The 24,398-nt window shown below is 64.6% G+C and carries 17 protein-coding genes; 6 read left to right on the top strand and 11 right to left on the bottom strand.

All coding sequences use genetic code 11. The features are described from left to right. The first annotated feature begins 4 nt into the window (after window positions 1-4). Window positions 5-2,023 (top strand): M3 family metallopeptidase, encoded by a 2,019-nt coding sequence (locus tag ACTG4J_RS01485; RefSeq protein WP_439136721.1) that lies wholly within the window; start codon window positions 5-7, stop codon window positions 2,021-2,023. Here the strand turns inward: ACTG4J_RS01485 and ACTG4J_RS01480 are convergent. Both ACTG4J_RS01480 and ACTG4J_RS01475 read right to left on the bottom strand, forming a co-directional pair. After that, window positions 2,020-3,183: an MFS transporter gene (locus tag ACTG4J_RS01480; protein WP_439136720.1), complete on the bottom strand. Its 1,164-nt coding sequence runs from the start codon at window positions 3,181-3,183 to the stop codon at window positions 2,020-2,022. The genes ACTG4J_RS01485 and ACTG4J_RS01480 overlap by 4 nt on opposite strands. A gap of 43 nt (window positions 3,184-3,226) precedes the next feature. Beyond that, window positions 3,227-3,847 carry an SH3 domain-containing protein gene (locus ACTG4J_RS01475; RefSeq protein WP_439136719.1) on the bottom strand — a complete coding sequence of 207 codons (621 nt, stop codon included), beginning with the start codon at window positions 3,845-3,847 and terminating at the stop codon, window positions 3,227-3,229. 170 nt (window positions 3,848-4,017) lie between these two features. On the opposite strand from ACTG4J_RS01475, the gene ACTG4J_RS01470 reads away from it, so the two are divergent. From ACTG4J_RS01470 to ACTG4J_RS01460, 3 genes are all read left to right on the top strand, one after another. Beyond that, window positions 4,018-5,004, top strand: coding sequence for a 2-hydroxyacid dehydrogenase (locus tag ACTG4J_RS01470; RefSeq protein WP_439136718.1), 987 nt, complete (start codon window positions 4,018-4,020; stop codon window positions 5,002-5,004). Between the two features lie 290 nt (window positions 5,005-5,294). Beyond that, window positions 5,295-6,389, top strand: a complete 1,095-nt coding sequence (locus ACTG4J_RS01465; RefSeq protein ID WP_439136717.1) for an NAD(P)/FAD-dependent oxidoreductase — start codon at window positions 5,295-5,297, stop codon at window positions 6,387-6,389. Further along, window positions 6,386-7,036: a DUF938 domain-containing protein gene (locus tag ACTG4J_RS01460; RefSeq protein ID WP_439136716.1), complete on the top strand. Its 651-nt coding sequence runs from the start codon at window positions 6,386-6,388 to the stop codon at window positions 7,034-7,036. Before ACTG4J_RS01465 ends, ACTG4J_RS01460 begins: the two co-directional genes overlap by 4 nt. On the opposite strand, the gene ACTG4J_RS01455 is transcribed toward ACTG4J_RS01460, so the two are convergent. The 8 genes from ACTG4J_RS01455 to xdhA all read right to left on the bottom strand — a co-directional run bounded on the left by ACTG4J_RS01455 (window position 7,033) and on the right by xdhA (window position 19,050). Then, window positions 7,033-9,531 carry a GcvT family protein gene (locus ACTG4J_RS01455; protein WP_439136715.1) on the bottom strand — a complete coding sequence of 833 codons (2,499 nt, stop codon included), beginning with the start codon at window positions 9,529-9,531 and terminating at the stop codon, window positions 7,033-7,035. The genes ACTG4J_RS01460 and ACTG4J_RS01455 overlap by 4 nt on opposite strands. Before the next feature lie 279 nt (window positions 9,532-9,810). Further along, the gene (locus tag ACTG4J_RS01450; protein ID WP_439136714.1) at window positions 9,811-10,887 is read right to left on the bottom strand and encodes a BMP family ABC transporter substrate-binding protein; all 1,077 of its coding nucleotides are present in this window, start codon (window positions 10,885-10,887) and stop codon (window positions 9,811-9,813) included. A 95-nt stretch (window positions 10,888-10,982) separates the two neighbouring features. After that, window positions 10,983-11,906 carry an ABC transporter permease gene (locus ACTG4J_RS01445; RefSeq protein ID WP_439136713.1) on the bottom strand — a complete coding sequence of 308 codons (924 nt, stop codon included), beginning with the start codon at window positions 11,904-11,906 and terminating at the stop codon, window positions 10,983-10,985. Next, window positions 11,903-12,988, bottom strand: a complete 1,086-nt coding sequence (locus tag ACTG4J_RS01440) for an ABC transporter permease (RefSeq protein WP_439136712.1) — start codon at window positions 12,986-12,988, stop codon at window positions 11,903-11,905. Before ACTG4J_RS01440 ends, ACTG4J_RS01445 begins: the two co-directional genes overlap by 4 nt. Then, window positions 12,985-14,499: an ABC transporter ATP-binding protein gene (locus ACTG4J_RS01435; RefSeq protein WP_439136711.1), complete on the bottom strand. Its 1,515-nt coding sequence runs from the start codon at window positions 14,497-14,499 to the stop codon at window positions 12,985-12,987. The genes ACTG4J_RS01440 and ACTG4J_RS01435 overlap by 4 nt, the downstream gene beginning before the upstream one ends. Then, window positions 14,496-15,269 (bottom strand): xanthine dehydrogenase accessory protein XdhC, encoded by a 774-nt coding sequence (xdhC, locus tag ACTG4J_RS01430; protein WP_439136710.1) that lies wholly within the window; start codon window positions 15,267-15,269, stop codon window positions 14,496-14,498. The genes ACTG4J_RS01435 and xdhC overlap by 4 nt, the downstream gene beginning before the upstream one ends. Next, a complete protein-coding gene (gene xdhB, locus ACTG4J_RS01425; RefSeq protein WP_439136709.1) occupies window positions 15,266-17,608 on the bottom strand; it encodes a xanthine dehydrogenase molybdopterin binding subunit in 2,343 nt (780 codons plus the stop codon). The genes xdhC and xdhB overlap by 4 nt, the downstream gene beginning before the upstream one ends. Further along, window positions 17,605-19,050: a xanthine dehydrogenase small subunit gene (gene xdhA / locus ACTG4J_RS01420; protein WP_439136708.1), complete on the bottom strand. Its 1,446-nt coding sequence runs from the start codon at window positions 19,048-19,050 to the stop codon at window positions 17,605-17,607. The genes xdhB and xdhA overlap by 4 nt, the downstream gene beginning before the upstream one ends. Window positions 19,051-19,277: 227 nt before the next feature. On the opposite strand from xdhA, the gene dnaE reads away from it, so the two are divergent. Next, window positions 19,278-22,796: a DNA polymerase III subunit alpha gene (gene dnaE / locus ACTG4J_RS01415; protein WP_439136707.1), complete on the top strand. Its 3,519-nt coding sequence runs from the start codon at window positions 19,278-19,280 to the stop codon at window positions 22,794-22,796. Between the two features lie 59 nt (window positions 22,797-22,855). After that, window positions 22,856-24,073: an MFS transporter gene (locus ACTG4J_RS01410; protein WP_439136706.1), complete on the top strand. Its 1,218-nt coding sequence runs from the start codon at window positions 22,856-22,858 to the stop codon at window positions 24,071-24,073. A 110-nt stretch (window positions 24,074-24,183) separates the two neighbouring features. On the opposite strand, the gene ACTG4J_RS01405 is transcribed toward ACTG4J_RS01410, so the two are convergent. Further along, window positions 24,184-24,387: a SlyX family protein gene (locus ACTG4J_RS01405; RefSeq protein WP_439136705.1), complete on the bottom strand. Its 204-nt coding sequence runs from the start codon at window positions 24,385-24,387 to the stop codon at window positions 24,184-24,186. Window positions 24,388-24,398 lie beyond the last annotated feature (11 nt).

The following is a 24,398-nucleotide window of genomic DNA, read 5'->3' as shown; positions in this document are numbered from 1 at the left end:
GCATATGACAAATCCGCTGCTCGAGACATGGGATACGCCCTTTGGCCTGCCGCCTTTCGCGCGGATCGCGGATGGGGATTTCGCGCCCGCGATGGCGGCGGCTTTGGACGAGGGGCGGGCGGCCGTGGCGGCGATTGCCGAGAACCCCGCGCCGCCCAGCTTCGCCAATACCATCGCTGCTTTGGAATTGGCCGATCAGCTGCTCGACCGGGTGGCCGGCGTATTCTACAACCTGTCCGGCGCCGATGCGAACCCGGCGCGCGATGCGTTGCAGCGGGACTTCGCGCCGATGCTGTCGGCCTATGCATCGGAGATCACCAATAATGCCGCGCTCTTCGCGCGGGTCGACGATCTGTGGCAGCGGCGGGATGAACTGGGGCTTGGCGATGAAGAGATGCGCGTGCTGACCCTGACGCATCGGTCCTTTGTCCGGTCGGGCGCGGCGCTGGAGGGCGCGGCGCGGGATCGGTTGACGGCGGTCAAGTCGCGGTTGGCGGTGTTGGGCACGCAATTCACGCAGAACCTGTTGGCCGATGAGCGCGATTGGTTCATGGCGCTGTCTGAGGCCGATCTGGCGGGTCTGCCCGAGTTCGTGGTCGCGGCCGCGCGTGAGGCGGGGCGTGAAAAGGGGCAGGCGGGGCCGGTGGTGACGCTGTCGCGCTCGCTGATCGTGCCGTTCTTGCAATTCTCGCCCCGGCGCGATCTGCGTGAGCGGGCCTATCGGGCATGGGCTGCGCGGGGGGCGAATGGGGGCGAAAGCGATAACCGCGTGCTGAGTGCCGAGATTCTCGCGCTGCGCGCCGAGCGAGCGGCGTTGCTGGGATATGAGAGTTTCGCGGCCTACAAGCTTGAGACCGAGATGGCGGGCAATCCGGCAGCGGTGCGCGATCTGTTGATGGCGGTCTGGGCGCCCGCGCGCGCGCAGGCCGAGGTTGATGCGGAGCGGCTGACCGCGATGCTCCATGCCGATGGGATCAATGACGCGCTCGCGCCGTGGGATTGGCGCTATTATTCGGAAAAGCGGCGCTTGGCCGAGCATGATCTGAACGAGGCGGAGCTGAAGCCCTATTTCCAGCTCGATGCGATGATCGAAGCGGGTTTTGATAGCGCGACGCGGCTGTTCGGGTTGGAGTTTCGGCCGCTCGATGTCGATCTTTACCACCCGGATGCGCGGGCATGGGAAGTGACGCGCGGGGGGCGCCATGTGGCGGTGTTCGTGGGTGATTATTTCGCGCGCGGCTCGAAACGGTCGGGCGCGTGGTGTTCGGCGATGCGCAGCCAGAAGAAACTGGGCGGCGATGTACGCCCCATCGTGGTCAATGTGTGCAATTTCGCCAAGGGCGATCCGTGCCTGTTGTCCTATGACGATGCGCGCACGTTGTTTCACGAGTTCGGCCATGCGCTGCACCAGATGCTATCGGATGTGACCTATGGCTCGATCAGCGGCACAAGCGTGGCGCGCGATTTCGTGGAATTGCCCAGCCAGCTTTACGAGCATTGGCTGGAGGTGCCCGAGGTGCTGGATCGCCATGCCCGCCATGCCGTGACCGGCGCGCCGATCCCTGTGGCCTTGCGCGACCGGCTGCTTGCGGCGCGGACCTATGACATGGGGTTCCAGACAGTGGAATATGTCGCCTCGGCCCTTGTCGATCTGGATTTCCATGACGGCCCCGCGCCCGCCGACCCGATGGCGGCGGAGGCCGCGACGCTTGCGCGCATCGGCATGCCTGCGGCGATCGGAATGCGCCATGCGACGCCGCATTTTGCGCATGTGTTCTCGGGCGATGGCTATTCGGCGGGGTATTATTCCTACATGTGGTCCGAGGTGATGGATGCCGATGCCTTTGCCGCCTTCGAGGAGGTGGGCGATCCCTTCGATCCTGAAACGGCGGCGCGGCTGGAGCGGTTCATCTTGTCGGCGGGCGGCAGCCAAGAGGCCGATCAGCTTTACACCGCCTTTCGTGGCCGGATGCCGGGGGTGGAGGCGCTGTTGAAGGGGCGCGGCCTCGACCGGGTGGCCTAGGGTCGGCTGGCGCGGGCGGCGGCCAAGGGAAAGGCCGCCATCGCAACCACCAAGGCACCGAAGGCTATGGCAAGGCTGGTCGCGTCAGCCGCAAAGCCGATCAGGGCCGGGCCCAGCAAGATGCCCGCATAGCCCGTGGTGGTGACGGCGGCGACCGCCATGCCGGGGGCCATGTCGCGGCTTTGCGCGGCAAGGCTGAAGAGAACCGGCACAAGATTGGCGCAGCCCAGACCGATTAGGGCAAACCCCAAAAGCGCGGGCCAAAGCACGCCCGGCACAAGCGTCAGCGCGATGCCCGCCATGGCGATCAGACCGCCCGTGATCATCACCTGTTTGCGCCCGAGGGCTGCGACGACCCTGTCACCCGTCAGCCGCGCGATCGTCATGGCGATGGAAAACAGCATGTAGCCGATGCCCGCGCCCGTCGGCTCCATCAGCCCTTGGGCCACCATCAGGAGCGCGCCCCAATCCAGCACCGCCCCCTCGACGAGGAACGAGATCGCGGCAAGGATGGCCAAGAGCAGCACGACACCGCGCGGGCGGACGAATTCAGGCTTGGCCCCGCCCGATCGCCGCAAAAGGCGGGGCGCGGCCAAGATCATCGCGACGCCGGCCAGACCGCTTCCCAAAAGGGCCGCGCCAAGGGGCGACAGCCCGAGCGACAAGAGCGCCGTCAGCCCACCCGCGCCCAAGATGCCCCCCACGCTCCACATCGCGTGAAAGCCCGACATCATCGGGCGCGCGGCGCGGGTTTCGACCTCGGCGGCATGGATGTTCATCGCCACATCGATGGTGCCGAGTGCGGCGCCGAAAAGCGCCAAGGCAAGGCCAAGCGCCCAGACCGAAGGGGCCAGCACCAGCAAGGGCAAGATCGCGACCAGCCCGAAGCCGCCCAGCAAGATCATCGGTCGCGCCCCCGTGCGCGCACTCAGATATCCCGTCAGCGGCATGGCAAGGATCGCGCCAACCCCAAGGCAGAGCAGCAAGAGGCCGAAGACCCCCTCATCCGCGCCGACCTGTGCCTTGGCGAAGGGGATCAGCGGCGCCCAGCAGGCCATGACGAAACCCGCCGCGAGAAAGGACAGTCGCGTGGCCAGCATCGCGGCGCCAAGTCGCGCATCGGGAACCTCGGCACGTTGCGGGGTCGGATCGGGGATCATCGGGATGGCGGCCTTTCACGCAGGCGGAGGGCGGCTGCGGGGTTCAGTCGATCTGCTCGTCCGGATCGACACCCCACAGCCCCGAGACCGCGACCCAGCCGCGAAAGCCGCCGGCCTCGATCTCGCACCAGCCGGTTTGGCATTGGCGCAATTCGGCGATGACGTCGCGCTCGGCGCGCGCGCGGATCGTCGCGCCGGTGTCGGGGCGCGTGTAGATCGGCAGCATCTCGGCGGTCACGATGGCGGTCCGCTCGCCCGACAAAAGTGTGTAATGCACCCAGCCGCCCGCACCGTCGCGGTCGATGATGCGCCGCCAATGGCCATGTTCTGCGACCACCATCACCGGCATATTGCGGCGCTGAAAGACCCAGTCGATGCGGTGACTGCGCGATGGGCCGCGCCTGACATTGGCCTCGGAGGCCTTGATCGAGACGAAACGCGGTATGGGAAAGCCCGTCACCGAGCCGCGCTGCGGTCCCGTGATCTGTGGCGATGGGACGGCGCTTTCGGCTGTATCCTCGGCGGGTTGAACCGATTGCGGCGCAGGGACCAACGCGGCGGTGGCGCTTGTCGGCCGCGGTTGGGGTGCTTGCGTCGCCGTGGATGTCTCGGCCAGCGCTATGCCGGGCAGGGCGAAGATCAGCGCCGTGAGAGCGGTGGCCATACCCGGCCTGACCCATGCTTTGTTCATACTGCTCGTCTCTGTCCTTGGTCCCGCTGCCCGTGCCGGGTGCGGGGTGGTGCGGTCCGGCGCTCGCCGCGCGGCTTGCGTCGCCGGTTCGGATGCGAGAGTGTCAGAGGAAAGGCGGGATTGCCAGCAGGGGGATGCGACGAATGCCAGCGCAGCGATTGAGTGTTGTCGTGACGCGACGGTTGCCCGAGGTCGTCGAGACGCGGATGAGCGAGTTGTTCAACGTCGAACTTAGCGGCGCGGATGTACCGATGACCAAGGCGGAGCTTGTCGCAGCGATGGCGCGCGCCGATGTGATCGTGCCTTGTATCACCGACCGCATCGATGGCGCGATGCTGGCGCAGGCGGGTGAGCGGCTGAAGCTGATCGCCAATTACGGCGCAGGCGTCGATCATATCGATGTGGCGACGGCCCGCCAGCGCGGCGTTCTGGTGTCGAACACGCCGGGCGTGATGACCGATGACACCGCCGATATGGCGATGGCGCTGATCCTGGCCGTCTTGCGCCGCTTGCCCGAGGGGATGGCGGTGATGCAGGAAAGCCGCTGGGAGGGCTGGGCCCCCACGGCCTTCATGGGTGGGCGCGTCGGCGGCAAGCGCTTGGGCATCTTGGGCATGGGCCGCATCGGTCAGGCCGTGGCACGCCGCGCGCGTGCCTTTGGGATGCAGGTGCATTACCACAACCGCCGCCGCCTTCATGCCGATATCGAGACCGCGCTCGAGGCGACCTATTGGGACAGCCTTGACCAGATGTTGTCGCGGATGGATGTGATCTCGATCAATTGCCCGCACACGCCCTCGACCTTCCACCTGCTCAACGCGCGGCGGTTGAAGCTGATGAAACCCTCGGCGGTGATCGTGAACACCTCGCGCGGGGAAGTGATCGACGAGAACGCGCTGACCCGCATGCTGCGCGCAGGCGAGATCGGCGGCGCGGGCCTCGACGTCTTCGAGCGCGGCCGCGAGGTGAACCCCCGCCTGCGCGAACTGCCCAACGTGGTGCTCTTGCCCCATATGGGATCGGCTACGAAAGAGGGCCGCATCGAGATGGGCGAGAAGGTGCTGATCAACATCAAGACCTTCGCCGATGGCCATAGGCCGCCCGATCTGGTTGTGCCGAGTATGTTGTGAGGGGGGGGTGATGTTGATCTTGTATGCCAGAAGAATTTTCACTTTATGATTGAGCCACGCGGGGGGATATTCCAGTTAACGAAGTATCGTTGCCGCCATGAGTTTCCCTAGATTTTGGTTTCTTTTGGGGGCTCTGTTGATGGCATGGATGTCCTCTCCTTCTGTGATGACTTCAACACACATCACATTGGCACATTGCGATGCCGTCAGGAGGGGGCATCCATGCCATCAACAGAGCCTCAATCGCCCCCCCTTGCCACCACCCCTGCCGCCATGCCACCCATCCACCCATGACCCATGATTTCCTCATCATCGGCGGTGGCATTGCGGGGGTCTCCGCCGGGGCGCAGCTGGCCGAACTGGGCCGGGTGCTGCTGCTCGAGGGCGAGGCGGCGCTTGCCTATCACGCCTCGGGCCGGTCGGCTGCACTTTACGAGGCGCAGTATGGCAAGCCTGCGACTGTGGCGCTTAACCTTGCCTCGCGCGCCGATCATGACAGCCTTGATGGTGGCGTTCTCAGCCCGCGTGGCCTGATGGTCTTGGCCGGGCCGGGCGCGCAGGCGGCATTCGACCATGACGTCGCCGATATGCATCTGACCCCGATCCCGGTGGATGAAGCGGTGGCGCGTGTGCCGATCCTGAACCCCGCCGCGATCCATGCCGCCGCGATCCATACCGAGGCATGGGATATCGACACCGACCGGCTGATCCAGCATTTCGCAAGGCATATCCGCGCCCATGACGGGCAGGTGACAACAGGCGCGCCTGTGACCGCGATCACGCGCATCTCGGGCGGCTGGCGTGTCAGGACCACAAACGGCGATCATCAGGCCCGCATCCTTGTGAATGCCGCCGGTGCTTGGGCCGATCAGATCGCCGCAATGGCGGGGATCGCGCCCATCGGGATCACGCCCTTGCGCCGCTCGGTCGCGCGTATCCCCGCGCCGGGCGGCCATGACATTTCAGACTGGCCGATGCTGATGGGCGCAGGCGAGACATGGTATGCCAAGCCCGATGCCGGGCAACTCATCATCTCACCCGCCGAGGAAGACCCGGTGAGCGAACCCCATGACGCATGGCCCGATGACATGGTACTGGCCGAGGGGATCGCCCGCTATCAGGACTTCGTCACGCCCGAGGTCACGCGGCTGACAGCCTCTTGGGCAGGCTTGCGGAGTTTCGCGCCCGACCGGTTGCTGGTGCTTGGCCCCGACCCGGTCGATCCCGCCTTTGTCTGGGTCGCGGGGCAGGGCGGCTACGGGTTCCAGACCGCCCCCGCGGCCTCGCGGCTTGTGGCCGATCTGGTCGCAGGTCGCGTACCAGAGTTGGACGCCGATCTGGTTGCGGCGCTGTCGCCCGCGCGGTTTCGGGGTGGCGTGGCATGATCCGCAAGCTCGACCTGCCCGATGCGGCCGCGAAAACCGCCGATCCGCGCATCTCGGCCCCTTCGGCGCTCCGGAACCGCGAGGCCATCACCGCCGAATTGACCCGCATCGCACCCCAGCATGGCTGCGCCTTGGAAATCGCCTCGGGCACCGGCGAGCATGTGATCGCCTTCGCCGCCGCCATGCCGGGGATAGTCTGGCAGCCGACCGATCCCGAACCGACCCGCCGCGCCTCGATCACGGCATGGGTGGCCGATGCCGGTTTGCCCAATATCCTGCCCCCGCGCGATCTGGATGCCGCGCAACCGGGCTGGACCAAGGATCACGGCCCTGCCGATCTGATCGTGCTGATCAACCTGTTGCACCTGATTTCCATGCCTGAGGTCACGACCTTGCTGGCCGAGGTCGCCGCAGCGCTCGCCCCCGGCGGGCGCTTTGCCCTCTACGGCCCGTTCTTGCGCGATGGCTGCACGACCAGCCAAGGCGATGCAGATTTCGACGCCGCCCTGCGCGCCCAAGACCCCGCTATCGGCTACAAAGACATGGCCGATGTGATCGCGATGCTGCAACGCCATGGGCTGGCCCATGCCGAAACCATCCCCATGCCGGCCAACAACCTGCTCTTGGTGTTCGACCGCCCGGCCTAGCCATCCACCCGGATCACCGCGTTCTGCGGGTCATAGGGGCTGTCCTCGGTCACCACTGCATCCCACAACGCGCGGAACATCCGGACCTTGAGCTTGGTGCCCGGCTTGGCCAGATCGGGGCGCACATAGCCCATGCCGATCTGCTTGCCGAAAGCGACCGAATACCCGCCCGAGGTGAGCCGCCCGATCTTTTCCCCGTCATGGAGCAGCGCCTCGCGCCCCCACGGATCGGCATCCGCTGGCCCGTCGATCAGCAGCGTCACGCAAACCGACCGCAGGCCCTTGTTCAGCATCGCCTGCTTGCCGCGGAACTCTTTTCCAAGGTCCACAAAGCGGTCGAGCCCAGCCTCCAGCGGGGTGGCATCACGGCCCAGTTCCGTGCCGAAAGCGCGATAGGATTTCTCTTGCCGGAGCCAGTTCTGCGCCCGCGCGCCCACGGGCTTGAGCCCATGTTTGGCCCCGACCGTCATCAATCGATCCCACAAATAGCGGCCCATCTCGACCGGGTGGTGCAATTCCCAGCCCAGCTCGCCCGTATAGGCCACGCGCACGGCCACGACCGGGCACATCTCCAGCTCGATCTTGCGCAAGGACAGCCATGGGAACCGCTTGTTCGACAGCGCCGATCCCGGATCGGCATCGCGCACCAATTCGTTCAGGATCGCGCGCGAATTCGGCCCGGCCAAGGCGAAGACGCCGAAACGGGTGGTCCAATCCTCGACCTCGATCCGGCCGAACTCGGGCTCCTTGTCTGCCACGGCCTTGAGCAGGTAATCTTGGTCATAGGCATGCCACGCCCCGGCGGAAATCAGGACGAAGCGGTCCTCCTCCTCGCGCATGATCGTGTATTCGGTGCGCGTCGTGCCGGTGTCGGTCAGCGCATAGGTCAGGTTGATGCGCCCGACCTTGGGTAGCTTGTTGGTGGTGAACCAATCAAGGAAGGCCGCCGCGCCGGGGCCTTTGACCACATGCTTGGCGAATGCCGTGGCATCGATGATGCCCGCCGCGCTGCGGATCGCCGCGGCCTCGGCCTTGGCATACTCCCACCATGCGCCGCGTCGGAAGCTGCGGCTGTCATGATCGAAGCTTTCGGGCGCGCCGATCGGCCCGTAGTAATTCGGCCGCTCCCAGCCATTCACCTGGCCGAACTGCGCGCCGAGCGCCTTTTGCCGGTCATAGGCGGGTGCTGTGCGCAGGGGGCGGCAGGCTTCGCGCTCCTCGTCCGGATGATGCAGGATAAAGACGTTCTCGTAGCATTCCTCGTTCTTGCGCGCGGCGTATTCGGTCGTCATCCACGACCCGTAGCGCTTGGGGTCAAGGGCGGCCATGTCGATCTCGGCCTCGCCTTCGACCATCATCTGGGCGAGGTAGTAACCCGTGCCGCCCGCCGCCGTGATGCCGAAACTGAACCCTTCGGCCAGCCACATGTTGCGCAGGCCCGGCGCGGGGCCGACCAGCGGGTTGCCATCGGGGGTGTAGCAGATCGGGCCGTTGTAATCATCCTTGAGGCCCACCGTTTCGGACGAGGGCAGCCGATGGATCATGCTCATGTATTCTTCTTCGATCCGTTCCAGATCGAGCGGAAAGAGATCGGCGCGGAAACTGTCGGGCACGCTGTATTCGAAACAGGCGGGCGCGTTCCGCTCATAGGGGCCCAAGATCCAGCCGCCGCGTTCCTCGCGCACATACCATTTGGCATCCGCATCGCGCAAAACCGGATGCTCGCCATTGGTCTTGCGGTAGTCGACCAGCGCGGGGTCCGGCTCGGTCACGATATACTGATGCTCGACGGGAATGGCGGGGATCTTGATCCCCAAAAGCCGTGCCGTGCGCTGGGCGTGGTTGCCGGTCGCCGTCACCACATGCTCGGCGGTGATCACCACCTGCTCATCGGATGGCACAAGATTGCCGCCCTTTTCCACCATCTTGGTGCAGGTCACGCGCCAGTCCGACCCGGTCCATGCATAGCCATCGACCTGCCATTTCCGCTCGATCACCACACCCCGCTGGCGCGCGCCCTTGGCCATCGCCATGGTCACATCGGCGGGATTTATGTAGCCGTCCGTCGGGTGATAGATTGCGCCCTTCAGATCCTCGGTTCTGACGAGGGGCCAGCGCGCCTTGATCTCATCGGGCGTCAACCATTCGAAGGGAATGCCCACCGTCTCTGCGGTCGAGGCATAAAGCATGTATTCATCCATGCGCGCATCGGTCTGCGCCATGCGGAGATTGCCCACAACCGAGAAGCCTGCGTTCAGCCCGGTCTCGGCCTCGAGCGTCTTGTAGAACCTGACCGAGTAGTCATGGATATGGCTCGTCGCGAAGCCCATGTTGAACAAGGGCAACAGACCTGCCGCATGCCAGGTCGAGCCGCTGGTCAACTCGTCGCGCTCGAGCAGCATGACATCGTCCCAGCCCGCCCGGGCAAGGTGATAGGCGATCGAGGTGCCGACGGCACCGCCGCCGACGACAAGGGCTTTGACATGGGTCTTCATGGCCGGTCCTTCGGGCAAAGCGCGCAAACATGCTGACCCTACCTGCCCGAGCGGCGCAAGCCGTGCCTCGCCCACCCGACCGAATTCGACACGAAAGCGACACGCGTGCCGAATGGCACCCCGTCAGCGCCATCTTTGCTTCGAAAATACTCCGGGGGAGCCCGGCACGGGCGGGGGCAGCGCCCCCCGAGTTTTCGGATGAAAATTCGCGGTCTCGACCCCACCCAAACGAAACGGCCCGCCACAAGGGCGGGCCGATCCAAAAACCGATGTCGCGGATCAGTTCGGCACTTCGCCGGTGATGCCTTCGACGTAGAAGTTCATGCCCAAAAGCGTGCCATCATCGGCCACTTCGCCTTCGGCCAACCATGCGGTGCCGTCCTGACGATTGATCGGGCCGGTGAAGGGGTGATAGGTGCCCGCCTTCAGCGCGTCGATCATGTCTTGGGCCGAGGCACGGACTTCGGCGGGGATCGCCTCGCTCAATTCACCGATCAGGACTTTGCCCGTGGGCATGCCTTCCCAGGTGTCGGCCTGTTCCCAATTCCCTTCCATCGCTTCACCGACGCGGCGGATATAGTAGGGCGCCCAGTTGTCGATGATCGAGGCCACGCGCGGACGCGGTGCGAATTGGATCATGTCGGATGCTTGGCCAAAGGAGATGATGCCGGCATCGCGCGCGACAGTCTGTGGTGCAGTCGAGTCGGTATGCTGCATGATCACATCGGCGCCGGCATCGACCAGTGCTTGGGCGGCGTCGGCTTCGATCGCGGGATCGAACCAAGTATAGGCCCAAACCACCCGGAACTCGACATCGGGATTGACCGCACGTGCATGCAGATAGGCCGAGTTGATGCCGCGGATCACTTCGGGGATCGGGTAGGAGGCGATATAGCCCACGATGTTCGATTCCGTCATGTGGCCTGCGATATGGCCCAAGACGGCGCGGCCTTCGTAGAAGCGGGCCGAATAGTTGGACACATTGGGATGGTCGCGCATATAGCCCGTGGCATGCTCGAAATAGACATCGGGGAATTGGCCCGCGACGGCATTGGTCGCCTCGCCATAACCAAAGGAGGTGGTGAAGATCATGTCAGCACCGCCCAAGATCATTTGGCTGATCGCGCGCTCGGCATCCGCGCCTTCGGGAACATTCTCGAGAAACACGGTCTCGACCGCATCACCGAAATGCTCTTCGACGGCCAGACGGCCGACATCATGGGTAAAGGTCCAGCCCATGTCGCTGACAGCGCCGACATAGATGAAGCCGACCTTGAAGGGGTCTTGTGCCAGCGCGGGCAGCGCAAGGCCTACGGCGAGCGCCGCAGAGGTCAAAAATTTTGGCAGCATTTTCATTCAGATATCCTCCAGTTTGGATAGGGTGAAGAAGGTACGCGCTGGCGCGTGCGGGGTTGATCATGGTCTGGCGTCTTTGGCATGTCCCGACATCCTCAGCCAGATGTGTGAAAGATACGACCCAGCATCGCGGGCGCGTTCAGCGCCGCGCGGCTGCGGTCCGATGAGATGATGACAAGCACGATGATCGTGATGAGGTAGGGCGAGGCATCCAGTAGCGCCACGGGCACACCCACCTCGGCGGCCTGAAGGCGCAGTTGCAGCGCCGCGATGCCCCCGAACAGCCACGCGCCCAACAAAACGCGCCACGGCTTCCACGAGGCGAAGACCACCAGCGCCAGCGCGATCCAGCCTGCGCCTGCGGTCATCCCCTCGAGCCAATTCTGCACCCGCACCACGGACAGGAAAGCTCCGCCCAAACCCGCGCAAGCCCCGCCGAACAAGATCGCGGCGATGCGGATACGCACCACCTTGTAGCCAAGCGCATGGGCGGCGTCGTGGTTTTCGCCAACCGCCCGCAGGATCAGCCCGATCCGCGTGCGCGTCAGCACCACCCACACCGCCGCCACCAACATCAGCGCCACATAGACCAGCGCGGAATGCGAAAACATGATCGGCCCCACGACAGGGATATTGTGCAAGGCCTCGGGAAAGGGCCTGTAGACCGCAGGCAGGGCCAGCCCACCATAGCCCACCCCGATCAGCGCGGCGAGGCCAAGGCCGAACAGCGTCAGCGCCAATCCCGATGCCACCTGATTGGCCATCAAGAGCTGGGTCAAGATCGCGAAAAGCATGGCAAGCGCCGCCCCACCCGCCATGCCAGCGGCAAAGCCCAAAGCCGCAGAGCCGCTGTGATGGGCGACGACAAAGCCACAGACCGCGCCCATGATCATCATCCCCTCGACCCCGAGGTTCAAGACACCGGCCTTTTCCACGACCAATTCGCCGATGGCCGCCAAAAGCACGGGCGTGGCAACGGTGATCAAGGCCACGATCAGCGTGACGGGATCGACGATCATGCCATGGCCCCCCGCTTGAGCTTCACACGATAATTGGCCAGCACATCGAGCGCGAGCAAGAAAAACAACAGCATGCCTTGAAAGGCTTGGATCGCGGGCGCGGGAATACCCAACATCAGCTGCGCCAACTCGCCGCCGATGAAGGTCAGCGCCAACAAAAGCCCGGCCATCAAGATGCCGATCGGGTTCAGCCGGCCAAGGAAAGCCACGATGATGGCGGTAAAGCCGTAGCCGACGTTGAAATCGATCGAGATGCGCCCTGCGGGGCCGCTTACCTCGAACAGGCCCGCCATGCCTGCCAGCGCGCCCGAGACACCCATGCACAAAATCACCAGCCGCCCGGCATTCACGCCCCCAAAACGCGCCGCGCGCGGGGCTTGGCCCGCCAGCCGGATCTGGTAACCCAGCACATGGCGCGTCATCAGCACATAGGCCGCGATCACTGCCACGAAGGCGGCCAAAACCCCCCAATGCATCCCCGTTCCTGCGATCAGTTCGGGATTGTTGGTGCCCGCATGCCGCGCAAGGTTGCGCGATCCGGGAAAGCCCGCCCCATCGGGGTTGCGCAACCAACCCGTCGCAGCCGAGGCCAGCATCGCCTCGGCGACATAGACCAACAAAAGCGACACGAGAATTTCATTGGTACGCGCATAAACCCGTAAAAACGCCGGGATCATCGCCCAAAGAACACCGCCCAGCACACCGGCCAGCACCATGCCGGGAAAGATCAGCGGGTGTGTCGATGGCCAAAACGCCAAGCCGAAGGCCGCGCCGCACAGCGCCCCGACAATATATTGCCCCTCGGCCCCGATGTTCCAAATCCCTGCGCGAAACCCAAGGCTGAGGCCGATGGCGATCAAGATCAACGGCCCTGCCTTGACCAGCAATTGCGGCCGCGAATAGCCTGCGAACTGCTCGGAAAACAGCGGATCCCAAAAGATGATGCGGATCGCGCCGACCGGATCCTTGCCCAGCGCCGCGAACATGATCCCGCCTGCGACCATCGTCAGCACCACCGCCAAAAGCGGCGCGCCGATGACCCAACCGCGCGCGGGCTGCGGGCGTTTTTCCAGCGCGATCATGCCACCACCTCGGCCATGTCATGCGCCCCGCCCAGCATCAGGCCGATCTCTTCCATGCTCAGGCCGCGCGCCTCGCGTGCGGTCGAAAGCCGCCCCTCGTTGAGCGCGCAGAACCGGTCTGAAATCTCGAGCAACTCATCAAGGTCTTGGCTGATCACGACCACCGCAGCGCCGCCTTGGGCCAGATCCAAGAGCGCCTGCCGGATCGCGGCCGCTGCCGAGGCATCCACGCCCCAAGTGGGTTGGTTGACCACCAAAACGGTCGGATCTTGTAGAATTTCGCGCCCGATCACGAATTTTTGGAGATTGCCGCCCGAAAGGGCGCGTGCCGCGACCTCGGTTCCCGGGGTGCGGACATCGAAGCGGGTGATGATATCTTGGGCAAAGCCCCGCGCGCGGGCCCAATCGACAAAGCCGCCACGATCGAGCCCACGCCGGATACGCGCGGTCAGCAGCGCGTTCTCGGTCAATGTCATCTCTGGCGCAGCGGCATGGCCAAGCCGTTCTTCGGGTGCGCAAAGCACACCCTTCTGGCGGCGTGCATTGGGGCTCAGCGCGCCGATGGGCGCGCCGTTGAGCGTGATCGCATCGGCTGCGGCGCTGATTTCACCCGACAGGGCGGCCAGCAACTCGTCTTGGCCATTGCCCGCGACACCGCCGATGCCAAGGATCTCCCCTGCCCGCACCGAAAAGCTGACATCTTGCAAGCTTGTTCCAAAGGGTGAGGCCGCGCGCAGGTTGAGCCCCGCCACCGCAAGCAAGACCGCGCCCGGCGTATGGGTGTCGCGCGCCGGTTGGGCCAGCGATTTGCCAACCATCAATTCCGCCATATGCGCGGCCGTCACATCACGCGGGGTGCATTCTCCCACCTTGCGCCCCAACCGCAAGATCGTGGCCGCATCGCAAAGCGTGCGGATCTCCTCGAGCTTGTGACTGATATACAAGATCGCCGTCCCCTCGGCTGCCAGCTTGCGCAGGGTGTGAAACAAGATCTCCACCTCTTGCGGGGTCAAGACGCTGGTGGGCTCATCCATGATCAAGAGCTTGGGCTCTTGCAGCAGGCAGCGGATGATCTCGACCCGCTGACGCTCGCCCGCCGACAGATCGCCCACCAGCCGAAAAGGATCGAGCGGCAGGCCATAGGCTTGCGAGACATCGCGGATACGCGCAGCCAGATCGCGTGGTTTTGGCGGATCTTCCATGCCCAGCGCGATATTCTCGGCCACGCTCAATGCTTCGAACAGGCTGAAATGCTGAAACACCATCGCCACGCCCGCCGCGCGTGCCGCGCGTGGCTCTACCGGCGCATAAGGCGCCCCGCGCAAGCGCATCGCGCCCCGGTCGGGCTTGACCAGCCCATAGATCATCTTGACCAGCGTGGATTTGCCCGCGCCGTTCTCGCCCAGAAGTGCATGCACTTCGCCCGGCTGAATCGCGAATGACACATCGTCATTGGCCACGACACCCGGATAGGCTTTGCATAGCCCCTCGATTTCCAAGAGCGCCGTCACGTCGCGATCACTTTCCCCCGTTGGATCGGCTTGCCTGCCGATTCTTTGTGCAGATGCATTGTGAGTAGCCGCCCGGCCACCCCCACGGCAATGGCTTGCGGGTGTCGGCCCATCCGCGGGTCGCCGATCGGACAGGTGATGCGTGAAATTTCGGCATCTATATGCCCCAGTGCCTTCAGCCGCGCCTGAAACCGTGCCCATTTGGTATCTGAGCCGATCAGCCCGCAACTCGCAAAGCCGCGCATGAGCGCGCCGTGACATAGCGCCAGATCGATCTCGTGGCTGTAGCTCAGGATCAGGTGATGAGCGACAGGCGGTGCATGGGCCATCAAAAGCGCCATATCGGCGGCCACGACCGTTTCGACACCTTCGGCAACATCGCCGGGAAAGCGCGCGTCGGCATCGTCGATCCATGTGATCGCCACCTCCGGCAGCGGGGCCATCACCGCCACGACCGCGCGCCCGACATGGCCCGCGCCCCAGACCCAAAGCGGCGCGCCTTGGTGGCGATCCAGCGCCTCGGCTGCCTCGAAAGACAGGCTCACCGCGCCACCGCAGCATTGGCCCAAGGCCGGGCCGAGGGGCAGGCGATGTTCGGCCCGATCCCGCCCTTCAACCAGCATGGCGCGCGCGATGCGCATCGCCTCCCACTCCAGCGCGCCGCCGCCGATGGTGCCATCGATACCGTCGCCCCGGACCAGCATCGCTGCCCCCACCTCGCGCGGGGCCGAGCCTTGCACGGCGGTGATGGTGACGCGGATCGTGCTCATGGCCCACGCGCCCGGTCGATCGCCGCAAGTACCGCCTCGGGTGTCGCGGGGGCCTGCAGGTCGGGATAATGCGGCCCGCATGCCCCGCAGGCATCCGAGAGCGCCATCAAGACGCTGATCCCCAGCATGAAGGGCGGCTCACCCACGGCTTTGGACCGATAGATCGTCTCGGCCCGGTTGGGCTGGTCCCACAGGTCGACGTTGAACACCGGCGGCCGGTCCGAACAGGCGGGGATCTTGTAGGTCGAGGGCGCATGGGTGCGCAGCCGTCCGTGATCGTCCCAGACCAGCTCTTCCGAGGTCAACCATCCCGCACCTTGCACGAACCCGCCCTCGATCTGCCCGATATCGAGCGCGGGGTTCAGGCTTGCGCCCGCATCATGCAAGATATCGGTGCGCAGGATGCGGTTCTCGCCGGTCAAGCTGTCGATCACCACCTCCGAGCAGGCCGCGCCGTAGGCGAAGTAGAAGAACGGCTGCCCTTGGCCCGCGATGCGGTCCCATGCGATATCGGGTGTCTTGTAAAAGCCCGTGGCCGATAGGCTGACGCGCGCGGCATAGGCCGACTGTACCGCTTCCCGGAAGCTCAGCCTGTGATCTTGGCCGATATGGACGCAGCCATCGCCGAAATGGATATCGTCATTGCCATGGACCGCGGCCAGATGCGTGGCGATGCGCGCCCGGATCGTGTCACAGGCCGCTTGCACCGCCATCCCGTTCAGATCGGTGCCCGAACTGGCCGCCGTGGCGCTGGTATTGGGCACCTTGCCCGTATCTGTCGCGGTGATCTTGATTTGCTCTATGCCGACGCCGAAGCGGCTTGCCGCCACCTGCGCCACCTTTTGGAACAGGCCTTGGCCCATCTCGGTGCCGCCATGGTTTATCTGGATCGATCCATCTTGATAGACATGGACCAGCGCGCCCGCTTGGTTGAGATGGGTGAGCGTGAAAGAAATGCCGAATTTCACCGGGCTGAGCGCGATGCCGCGCTTAAGCACCGGCTGGTGCGCGTTCCACCGCGCAATCTCCGCGCGCCGCCCGGCATAATCGCAAGATTGCGCCAAGCGTTGGGTCAGGTCATGCAAGACGAAATCGCGCACCTCCATCCCATAGGGCGTGATCCCGATGCGGGGCGCATCTTTGGCCATCTTTGCTTCAAAAATACTCCCGCCGGAGGCCTCGGACCGGGCCACATGCGCCTCGGGATAGTAATTGAGGCGCCGGATCTCCAAGGGATCACGGCCCAAGTGATGGGCGATATGATCCATCACCCGCTCGATCCCCACCATGCCTTGCGGCCCGCCAAAGCCGCGAAAGGCCGTGGCGCTTTGGTGATTGGTCCGCAACCGATGCGAGGTGATGCGCGCGGCCGGCAGATCATAGGCATTGTCGGCATGCAACATCGCCCGATCGGCCACCGGCAGCGATAGATCCATCGACCAGCCGCAGCGCAGGTAATGGGTGAAATCAAGCCCCAAGACCCGCCCGGTCGCATCGACGCCCACCCGGTATGCGATCACGATATCATGGCGCTTGCCGGTGATGACGAAATCATCATCGCGGTCGTAGCGCATCTTGGCGGGCCGGCCGCTGCGCGCGGCCGCGATGGCGCAGGCGATGGCCAGCGCATTGCCTTGGCTTTCCTTGCCGCCGAAACCGCCACCCATGCGCCGCACCTCGACGCGCACGGCATGCATGGGCAAGCCCAGCGCATCGGCGACCTTGTGCTGGATCTCGGTCGGATGCTGGGTCGAGGCATGGATCACCATGTCGCCGTTGTCTTGCGGCAAGGCGAGGGCGGCTTGGCCTTCAAGATAGAAATGCTCTTGTCCGCCAAGGGTGATCTGTCCCGTGATCACATGATCGGCCGTTGCGATCGCGGCGGCGACATCGCCCTTGGCATAGATGCGTGGGCCGTCCTCGAAACGGGCATTGGCGGCGAGCGCCTCATCGACGCCGAGGATCGGTGTCTCTTCGATCAGATCGAGGCGCGCCATCCGTGCGGCGCGGCGCGCGGCCAGATGGCTTGTCGCGACCACCAAGAAAAGCGGCTGGCCCGCGTAATGGATCGTGCCGTCCGACAAGAGCGGCTCGTCATGGGCGGCCGGGGCGCAATCGGGCATCGGGTCGAGATCGGTCCCCGCCAGCACCTCGACCACGCCCGGTGCCGACCGGACAGCGGCAAGGTCCATGGCGCGGATCGTGCCGCGCGCGATTGGCGAGAGCCCAAAGGCCAGATGCAGGCAATCGGCAGGTGTGGGAATATCGTCGACATAGCGCGCCCGCCCGGTCACATGCAGGCAGGCCGCATCATGCGGCAGGCTGTCATGCGCGCTCATGGTTGCACCGCCAGCACGTTCACATCTTCGCCCCTGCTTTCGCGCAAGCAGCGCATCAGCATGGCTTTGGCGCTGCGCAGCCTGTAGTCGGCCGAGGCGCGCATATCCGAGAGCGGGGTGAAATCCGCGGCAAGCGCGTCTTGCGCGGCGGTGATGCTGGTGTCGGCCCATGGCTGGCCGATCAACGCGGCCTCGGCCGCATGGGCGCGTTTGGGCGTGCCGGCCATGCCGCCGAATGCGATGCGCGCGGCTGTCACGATGCCACCCTCAAGCGTGATGTTGAATGCGCCGCACACCGCCGAGATATCTTGATCGAAGCGCTTGGACAGCTTGTAGCAGCGCAAATGGTCCGGCTGGACGGGGATCGTGACGGCCTCGACGAATTCCCCGGCGGCGCGGTCTTGCTTGCCATAGGCGAGAAAGAAATCCTCGAGCGGCAGGCTGCGCCGTATATCGCCCCGGCGCAGGTGCAGTGTTGCGCCCAAGGCGATCAGCGCGGGTGGGCTGTCACCGATGGGCGAGCCATTGGCGATATTGCCGCCGATGGTGGCGGCATTGCGCACTTGCACCGAGCCGTAGCGGCGGATCAGCTCGGCGAAGGCGGGGTGGCGGTCGGCGATGAATGCGCCGAGTTCCGCGATTGTGGTCATCGCGCCGATGCTGATTGTTTCGTCATCGGCAACAATCCCGCGCAAATCGGCGCATTGGTTCAGGAAGGCGACCGGCGCAAGATCGCGCAAGCCCTTGGTCACCCAAAGCCCCACATCGGTGGCCCCCGCGATCAAGGTTGCGTCGGGGTTGTCCAGATACCAAGCGGCGAGTTCATCGGCGGATGTCGGGCAAGTGGGGGGCTGTCTGTCCCGGCCGCCATTGTCGCTCGGACCAGTGGCGCTCGAATGGCGCCCCCCCGGGGATATTTGTGAAACACACAAGGGTGAGGCCGCCAGGGTGGCCGCATCAACCCGCATCCAGTCAGGTATGGGGGCCGTGGTTGCGGCTTCGGCGGCGCGAATGATCGGGGCATAGCCCGTACAACGACACAGGTTGCCCGCCAATTGATCGTCATGGTCGTGCCGCCCGTTCAGATGGGCCACGGCCATCGACACCACGAAGCCCGGTGTGCAAAAGCCGCATTGTGACCCATGATGATCGACCATCGCCTGTTGTACCGGGTGCAGTGCGCCGTCGGGGCCTGCGATCCCCTCGATCGTGCGGACCGCGTGACCTGCGAGTTGGGGCATGAACAAGATGCAGGCATTGAGCGCGCGCGATGTTCCTTCGGGATTGGTCACCATGACCGTGCAGGCGCCGCAATCGCCCTCGTTACAGCCTTCCTTGGTGCCGGTGAGCCGCCGTTCCTCGCGCAGCCAATCGAGCAGCGTCGCGGTGGGGGGCGCATCGACATCCACAGGTTCCCCGTTCAAAAGAAACCGGATCGTCATGAAACTTGCCTGCCGCGATACCCGTGTTCGGGGAGGTCGTCCGGCGCTCGATGCGGCGTAGAGCGCGGCCCCAAAGTTGTACGACCGCCCTCTAGAAAAGCGGTGTTGCGGCGATATTGCAAGCCTTGCCTTGCGCCAAGCCATCCGCGCGCATGGTTGCGCCCGTTTTCTGTGCGAACCGCGAGGTTGCGGTTCCATCGCGCGGACGGCTGCGATAGCGTGCCGACATGTCCGATCCGAAATTCATCCACCTGCGCTTGCACACGGAATATTCGCTGCTCGAAGGGGCGATGCGGGTCAAGAAGCTGCCCGGTCTTGTGGCCGATGCCGGCATGCCCGCGGTCGCCGTGACCGATAGCAACAACATGTTTTGTGCGCTGGAGTTTTCGGAAACCGCTGTCAAGGCTGGGGTCCAGCCGATCATCGGTTGCCAGCTCGATGTCGATTACGACCCGGTCCGCCCCGGCGAGCGTCCCGTGCCGCCCGCCGCGATCGTGCTTTTGGCCCAAGACCGGCAGGGTTATGAAAATCTGATGAAGCTGAACTCGGCGCTTTACCTGCGCGGGGATGGCAGCGCGCCGCATGTCACGCTTGATGAATTGGCGGCGCATGGGGCGGGGATGATCTGTCTGACGGGTGGGCCGGATGGACCGCTGGGACGTTTGCTGCGCATGGGCAATCATGCCAAGGCCGAGGCGCTTTTGACGCGTTTGACCACGATCTATCCCGACAGGCTTTATGTTGAATTGCAGCGCCACCCGGGCGAGACAGGCCTGCCCGAGGCCGAGCAACTGACCGAGCGGCCCAGCATCGAGCTGGCCTATGCGATGGGTCTGCCGCTGGTGGCGACCAATGATGTCTATTTCCCGAAAGCCGATATGTTCCAAGCCCATGATGCATTGATCTGCATCGCGCAAGGTGCCTATGTCGACCAATCCGAGCCGCGCCGCCGCCTCAGCCCGCAGCATTATTTCAAATCCCCCGAAGAGATGGCGACGCTTTTCGCCGATCTGCCCGAGGCGTTGGAAAACACCGTCGAGATCGCGCGCCGCTGCGCCTATCGCGCGCGGACGCACCCCCCGATCCTGCCGCGTTTTGCCGAGGATGAGATCGAGGAATTGCGCCGTCAGGCCCGTGCCGGGCTTGCCGCGCGTTTGGCCGTGATCCCCCATGCCGCCCCGGTCGCTGAGTACGAGGCGCGCCTTGATTTCGAACTGGGCATCATCGAGGGGATGGGGTTCCCCGGTTACTTCCTGATCGTGGCCGATTTCATCAAATGGGCCAAGGATGCGGGAATTCCCGTGGGTCCGGGCCGGGGATCGGGGGCGGGCTCGCTTGTGGCCTATGCGCTGACGATCACGGACCTTGACCCGCTGCGCTATTCGCTGTTGTTCGAACGCTTCCTCAACCCCGAGCGCGTGTCGATGCCCGATTTCGACATCGACTTTTGCATGGACCGCCGCGAAGAGGTGATCCGTTATGTGCAGGAAAAATACGGCCGCGACCGGGTGGGCCAGATCATCACCTTCGGCGCGCTTTTGTCCAAGGCTGCTGTGCGCGATGTCGGCCGTGTGCTGCAAATGCCCTTTGGCCAGGTCGACAGGCTGTCGAAAATGATCCCCGTCGAAGGGGTGAAGCCGGTCTCGATCACGCAAGCCGTGACGCAAGAGGAACGCATCCGCGAAGAAATGCGCGAGACCGAGCAAGATCGCCGCGAGGGTCGCACCAACCCGGTGCGGCGCCTGTTCGATTACGCCGAAAAGGTCGAAGGTCTGCTCAGGAATGCCTCGACCCATGCAGCGGGTGTGGTGATCGCTGATCGCCCGCTTGACGCGCTGGTGCCGATCTACCGCGATCCGCGCTCGGATATGCCCGCCACCCAGTTCAACATGAAATGGGTCGAGCCGGCCGGTTTGGTGAAATTCGATTTCCTCGGCCTCAAGACGCTGACGGTGGTGCAAAACGCCATCGCCTTGATCCATGCCAGCGGACGGCAACTCCATGAGGGGCCGGATGGCACGCGGCTATACGACCCCGCGCCGGGGGCGGAAAACCAGATCAACGCCATCCCGCTCGATGACGCCAAGACCTACGCGCTTTATGCCAGCGCCAAGACGGTCGCGGTGTTTCAGGTGGAAAGTTCGGGCATGATGGATGCGCTTCGCCGCATGAAACCCACCTGCATCGAGGATATCGTTGCGCTGGTCGCACTCTATCGCCCCGGCCCGATGGAGAACATCCCCGCCTATTGCGAGGTCAAGAACGGCCTGCGGCCGCTTGAATCGATCCACCCTTCGATCGATCATATCTTGCAAGAGACCCAAGGCATCATCGTCTACCAAGAACAGGTGATGGAGATCGCGCAGGTCATGGCGGGCTATTCGCTGGGCGGTGCCGACCTCCTGCGCCGCGCCATGGGCAAGAAGATCGCCGAGGAAATGGCCAAGGAACGCCCCAAATTCATCGAAGGGGCAACCGCCAATGGCGTGACCAATGAGAAGGCGGGTGAGGTTTTCGACCTGCTCGAGAAATTCGCCAATTACGGCTTCAACAAATCCCATGCTGCCGCCTATGCGGTGGTCAGCTATCAGACGGCATGGCTCAAGGCCAACCACCCGGTCGAATTCATGGCCGCGGTGATGAATTGCGACATCCATCTCACCGAGAAACTCGCCATTTATCGCCAAGAGGTCGCAAGGCTGGGCATCGATGTGGTGTCGCCCTGCGTGAACCGCGCGGCGGCCAGCTTTACGGTTGCGGAGGGCAAGATCCTTTACGCGCTGGGCGCACTCAAGAATGTAGGCGTCGATGCGATGCGGCTGATCGTCGAGGCGCGCGGCGACAAACCCTTCCGCTCGCTTTTCGACTTCGCCCGCCGTGTCGATCTGAAACGCGTGGGCAAGCGTTCGCTTGAAATGCTGGCACGGGCGGGTGCTTTTGATACGCTCGACCGCAACCGGGCGCGCGTGTTCGCCGGCCTCGATGCGCTGGTGGCCTATTCGGCAGCGATCCATGATGCGGCCGCATCAAATCAGGTCTCGCTTTTCGGCGAAGCGGGCGACGACCTGCCCGAGCCGCGCCTGCCCGACACCGAGGATTGGTTGCCCGCCGCGCGGCTGAGTGCCGAGCATGCGGCTGTCGGGTTCTACCTTTCGGGCCATCCGCTTGACGACTACCTGCCCGCGCTGGGGCGCAAGGGGGTGCTGACCCTGTCCGATGTGATGGCCAAGGTTCAGGGCGGGGCCTTTGTCGCGCGCATGGCGGGGGCGGTCTCGTCGCGGCAGGAACGCAAATCGCAAAAGGGCAATCGCTTCGCTTTCGTGGCGCTCTCCGATCCAACGGGGCTTTACGAAGTGACGATGTTCTCCGACGTGCTCGATGCCGCGCGGCCCCATCTCGATACGGGGATGAATGTCTTGCTGCAGGTCGAGGCGACCTATGAGGCCGATCAGCTGAAATTGCTTTGCCGGGCTGTGCAGCCGTTGGACGCCGCCGTGGCGAGTGCCACCACCGGCCTGCGGGTTTTCGTCGATGGCGAGATCGGGATCACATCGGTGCAATCGCTCTTGTCGCGCATGGCCACCGACGCGGCCCGCGCCGTGCGGGGGCCGATCCATCTTTGCCTGATGGCCCCCGATCTGCCGGGTGAGGTCGAATTGGTGCTGGGCGATGACTTTCCCGTCTCGCCCCAGATCAAGGGCGCCCTGCGCGCCATGGAAGGGGTCGTGACGGTCGAAGAGGTCTAGCTGTCCATCGGGCCAAACACCCTCTTTCCAAGCCGCGATGACAGGCCTAGCCTCGCGCCATGATCGCCCCCATTCTCGATAGCCGCGCATCGTGGTTCCGCCTTGGCCTCGCGCTGCTGATCTCGCTGATCGGCAATGTGGGGATGTGGTCGATCATCGTCATCATGCCCGCGATGCAGGCCGAGTTCGGTGTCGACCGCGCCGATGCCGCCATCCCCTATACGCTGACCATGCTGGGCTTTGCGGCGGGCAATTTCCTGATCGGTCGCGCGGTGGATCGCTGGGGGGTGGCACGCGCCTTGGCGGCCTCGGCCTTGCTCATGGCCTTGGGTTTCGCCGGTGCCGCGATCGCGCCCAACATCGCCACGCTCTCGGCGCTGCAACTCCTGATCGGCTTCGGCACCGCCACCAGCTTCGGCCCGCTCATCGCCGATGTCAGCCAATGGTTTCTCAAGCGCCGCGGGATCGCGGTGGCGATGATCGCCTCGGGCAATTACCTCTCCGGTGCGATCTGGCCCCTGATCTTGGCCGATATCCTTGCCGGGCCCGGCTGGCGTACCGCCTATCTTGTGATCGCTGCCGCCGCATTGTTCATCATGCTGCCCGCCACATGGCTTTTGCGCGCACCGCTTCCCGCCGGCGCGATCGAGGCCTCCGACACCGCTGCCGCGGCACGCGCGCGCGATAGCGGGCTGGGCCCGCGGGCATTGACATGGCTCTTGGCGGCGGCAGGCATCGGCTGCTGCGTGGCCATGTCCATGCCGCAGGTCCACATCGTCGCCTATTGCGTCGATCTCGGCTACGGCCCGGCGGTCGGTGCCGAAATGTTGAGCTTGATGCTGTTGGGTGGGGTCGCCTCGCGGCTGATCTCGGGGCTTTTGGCCGACCGTTTGGGGGGGGTGATGACCCTTCTGATCGGATCGAGCCTGCAAATGCTGGCGCTCATGCTTTATTTGCCGAGCAGCGGCCTGACCTCGCTCTATCTTGTCAGCCTGATCTTCGGCCTCAGCCAAGGGGGCATCGTGCCTGCCTATGCGATCATCGTGCGCGAATACCTGCCCGCGCGCGAGGCGGGCGCAAGGGTCGGCTTCGTCATCATGGCCACGATCATCGGCATGGCGCTGGGCGGTTGGCTGTCGGGGCTGATCTACGACATCACCGGTTCCTACCGCTGGGCTTTCCTTAACGGCATCGCCTTCAACGCGCTCAATGTGGCGGTCATGCTCTACATCTTGGCCCGCTCACGCCCGCGCAGGCCGCAGCCTTTGCCTGCTTGACCATTCCGCAAGGCGAACCCCCTGCCATCTTTGCTTCCCAAATACTCCGGGGGGAACGGCCAAGGGCCGTCGGGGGGCAGCGCCCCCCGCACACAAGGACTCTGGGGCGCTCACCAATGCGGCGGCTTTTGATCGGCCAAGGGCACGCTGCCGCCCGCCGCGAACTCGCGTTCGGCCTCGCGCGCCATGATCATTTCCACGCGGCGTGTCAGGCGTGCGATCTCGGTGTCTTGGCGCGCGACGACTTCGGATAGATCGTCGAGCATGCGGGCAAGATGGGCGATGCGTTCTTCATAGGCGGTCATATCGGTCATGGGGCCTCGCT

The organism is Roseicyclus sp. (assembly GCF_965662675.1).
Classification (GTDB): Bacteria; Pseudomonadota; Alphaproteobacteria; order Rhodobacterales; family Rhodobacteraceae; genus Roseicyclus.
Note: the sequence above shows the minus strand (reverse complement) of the source record. Positions and strands in the feature narration are given on the sequence as shown.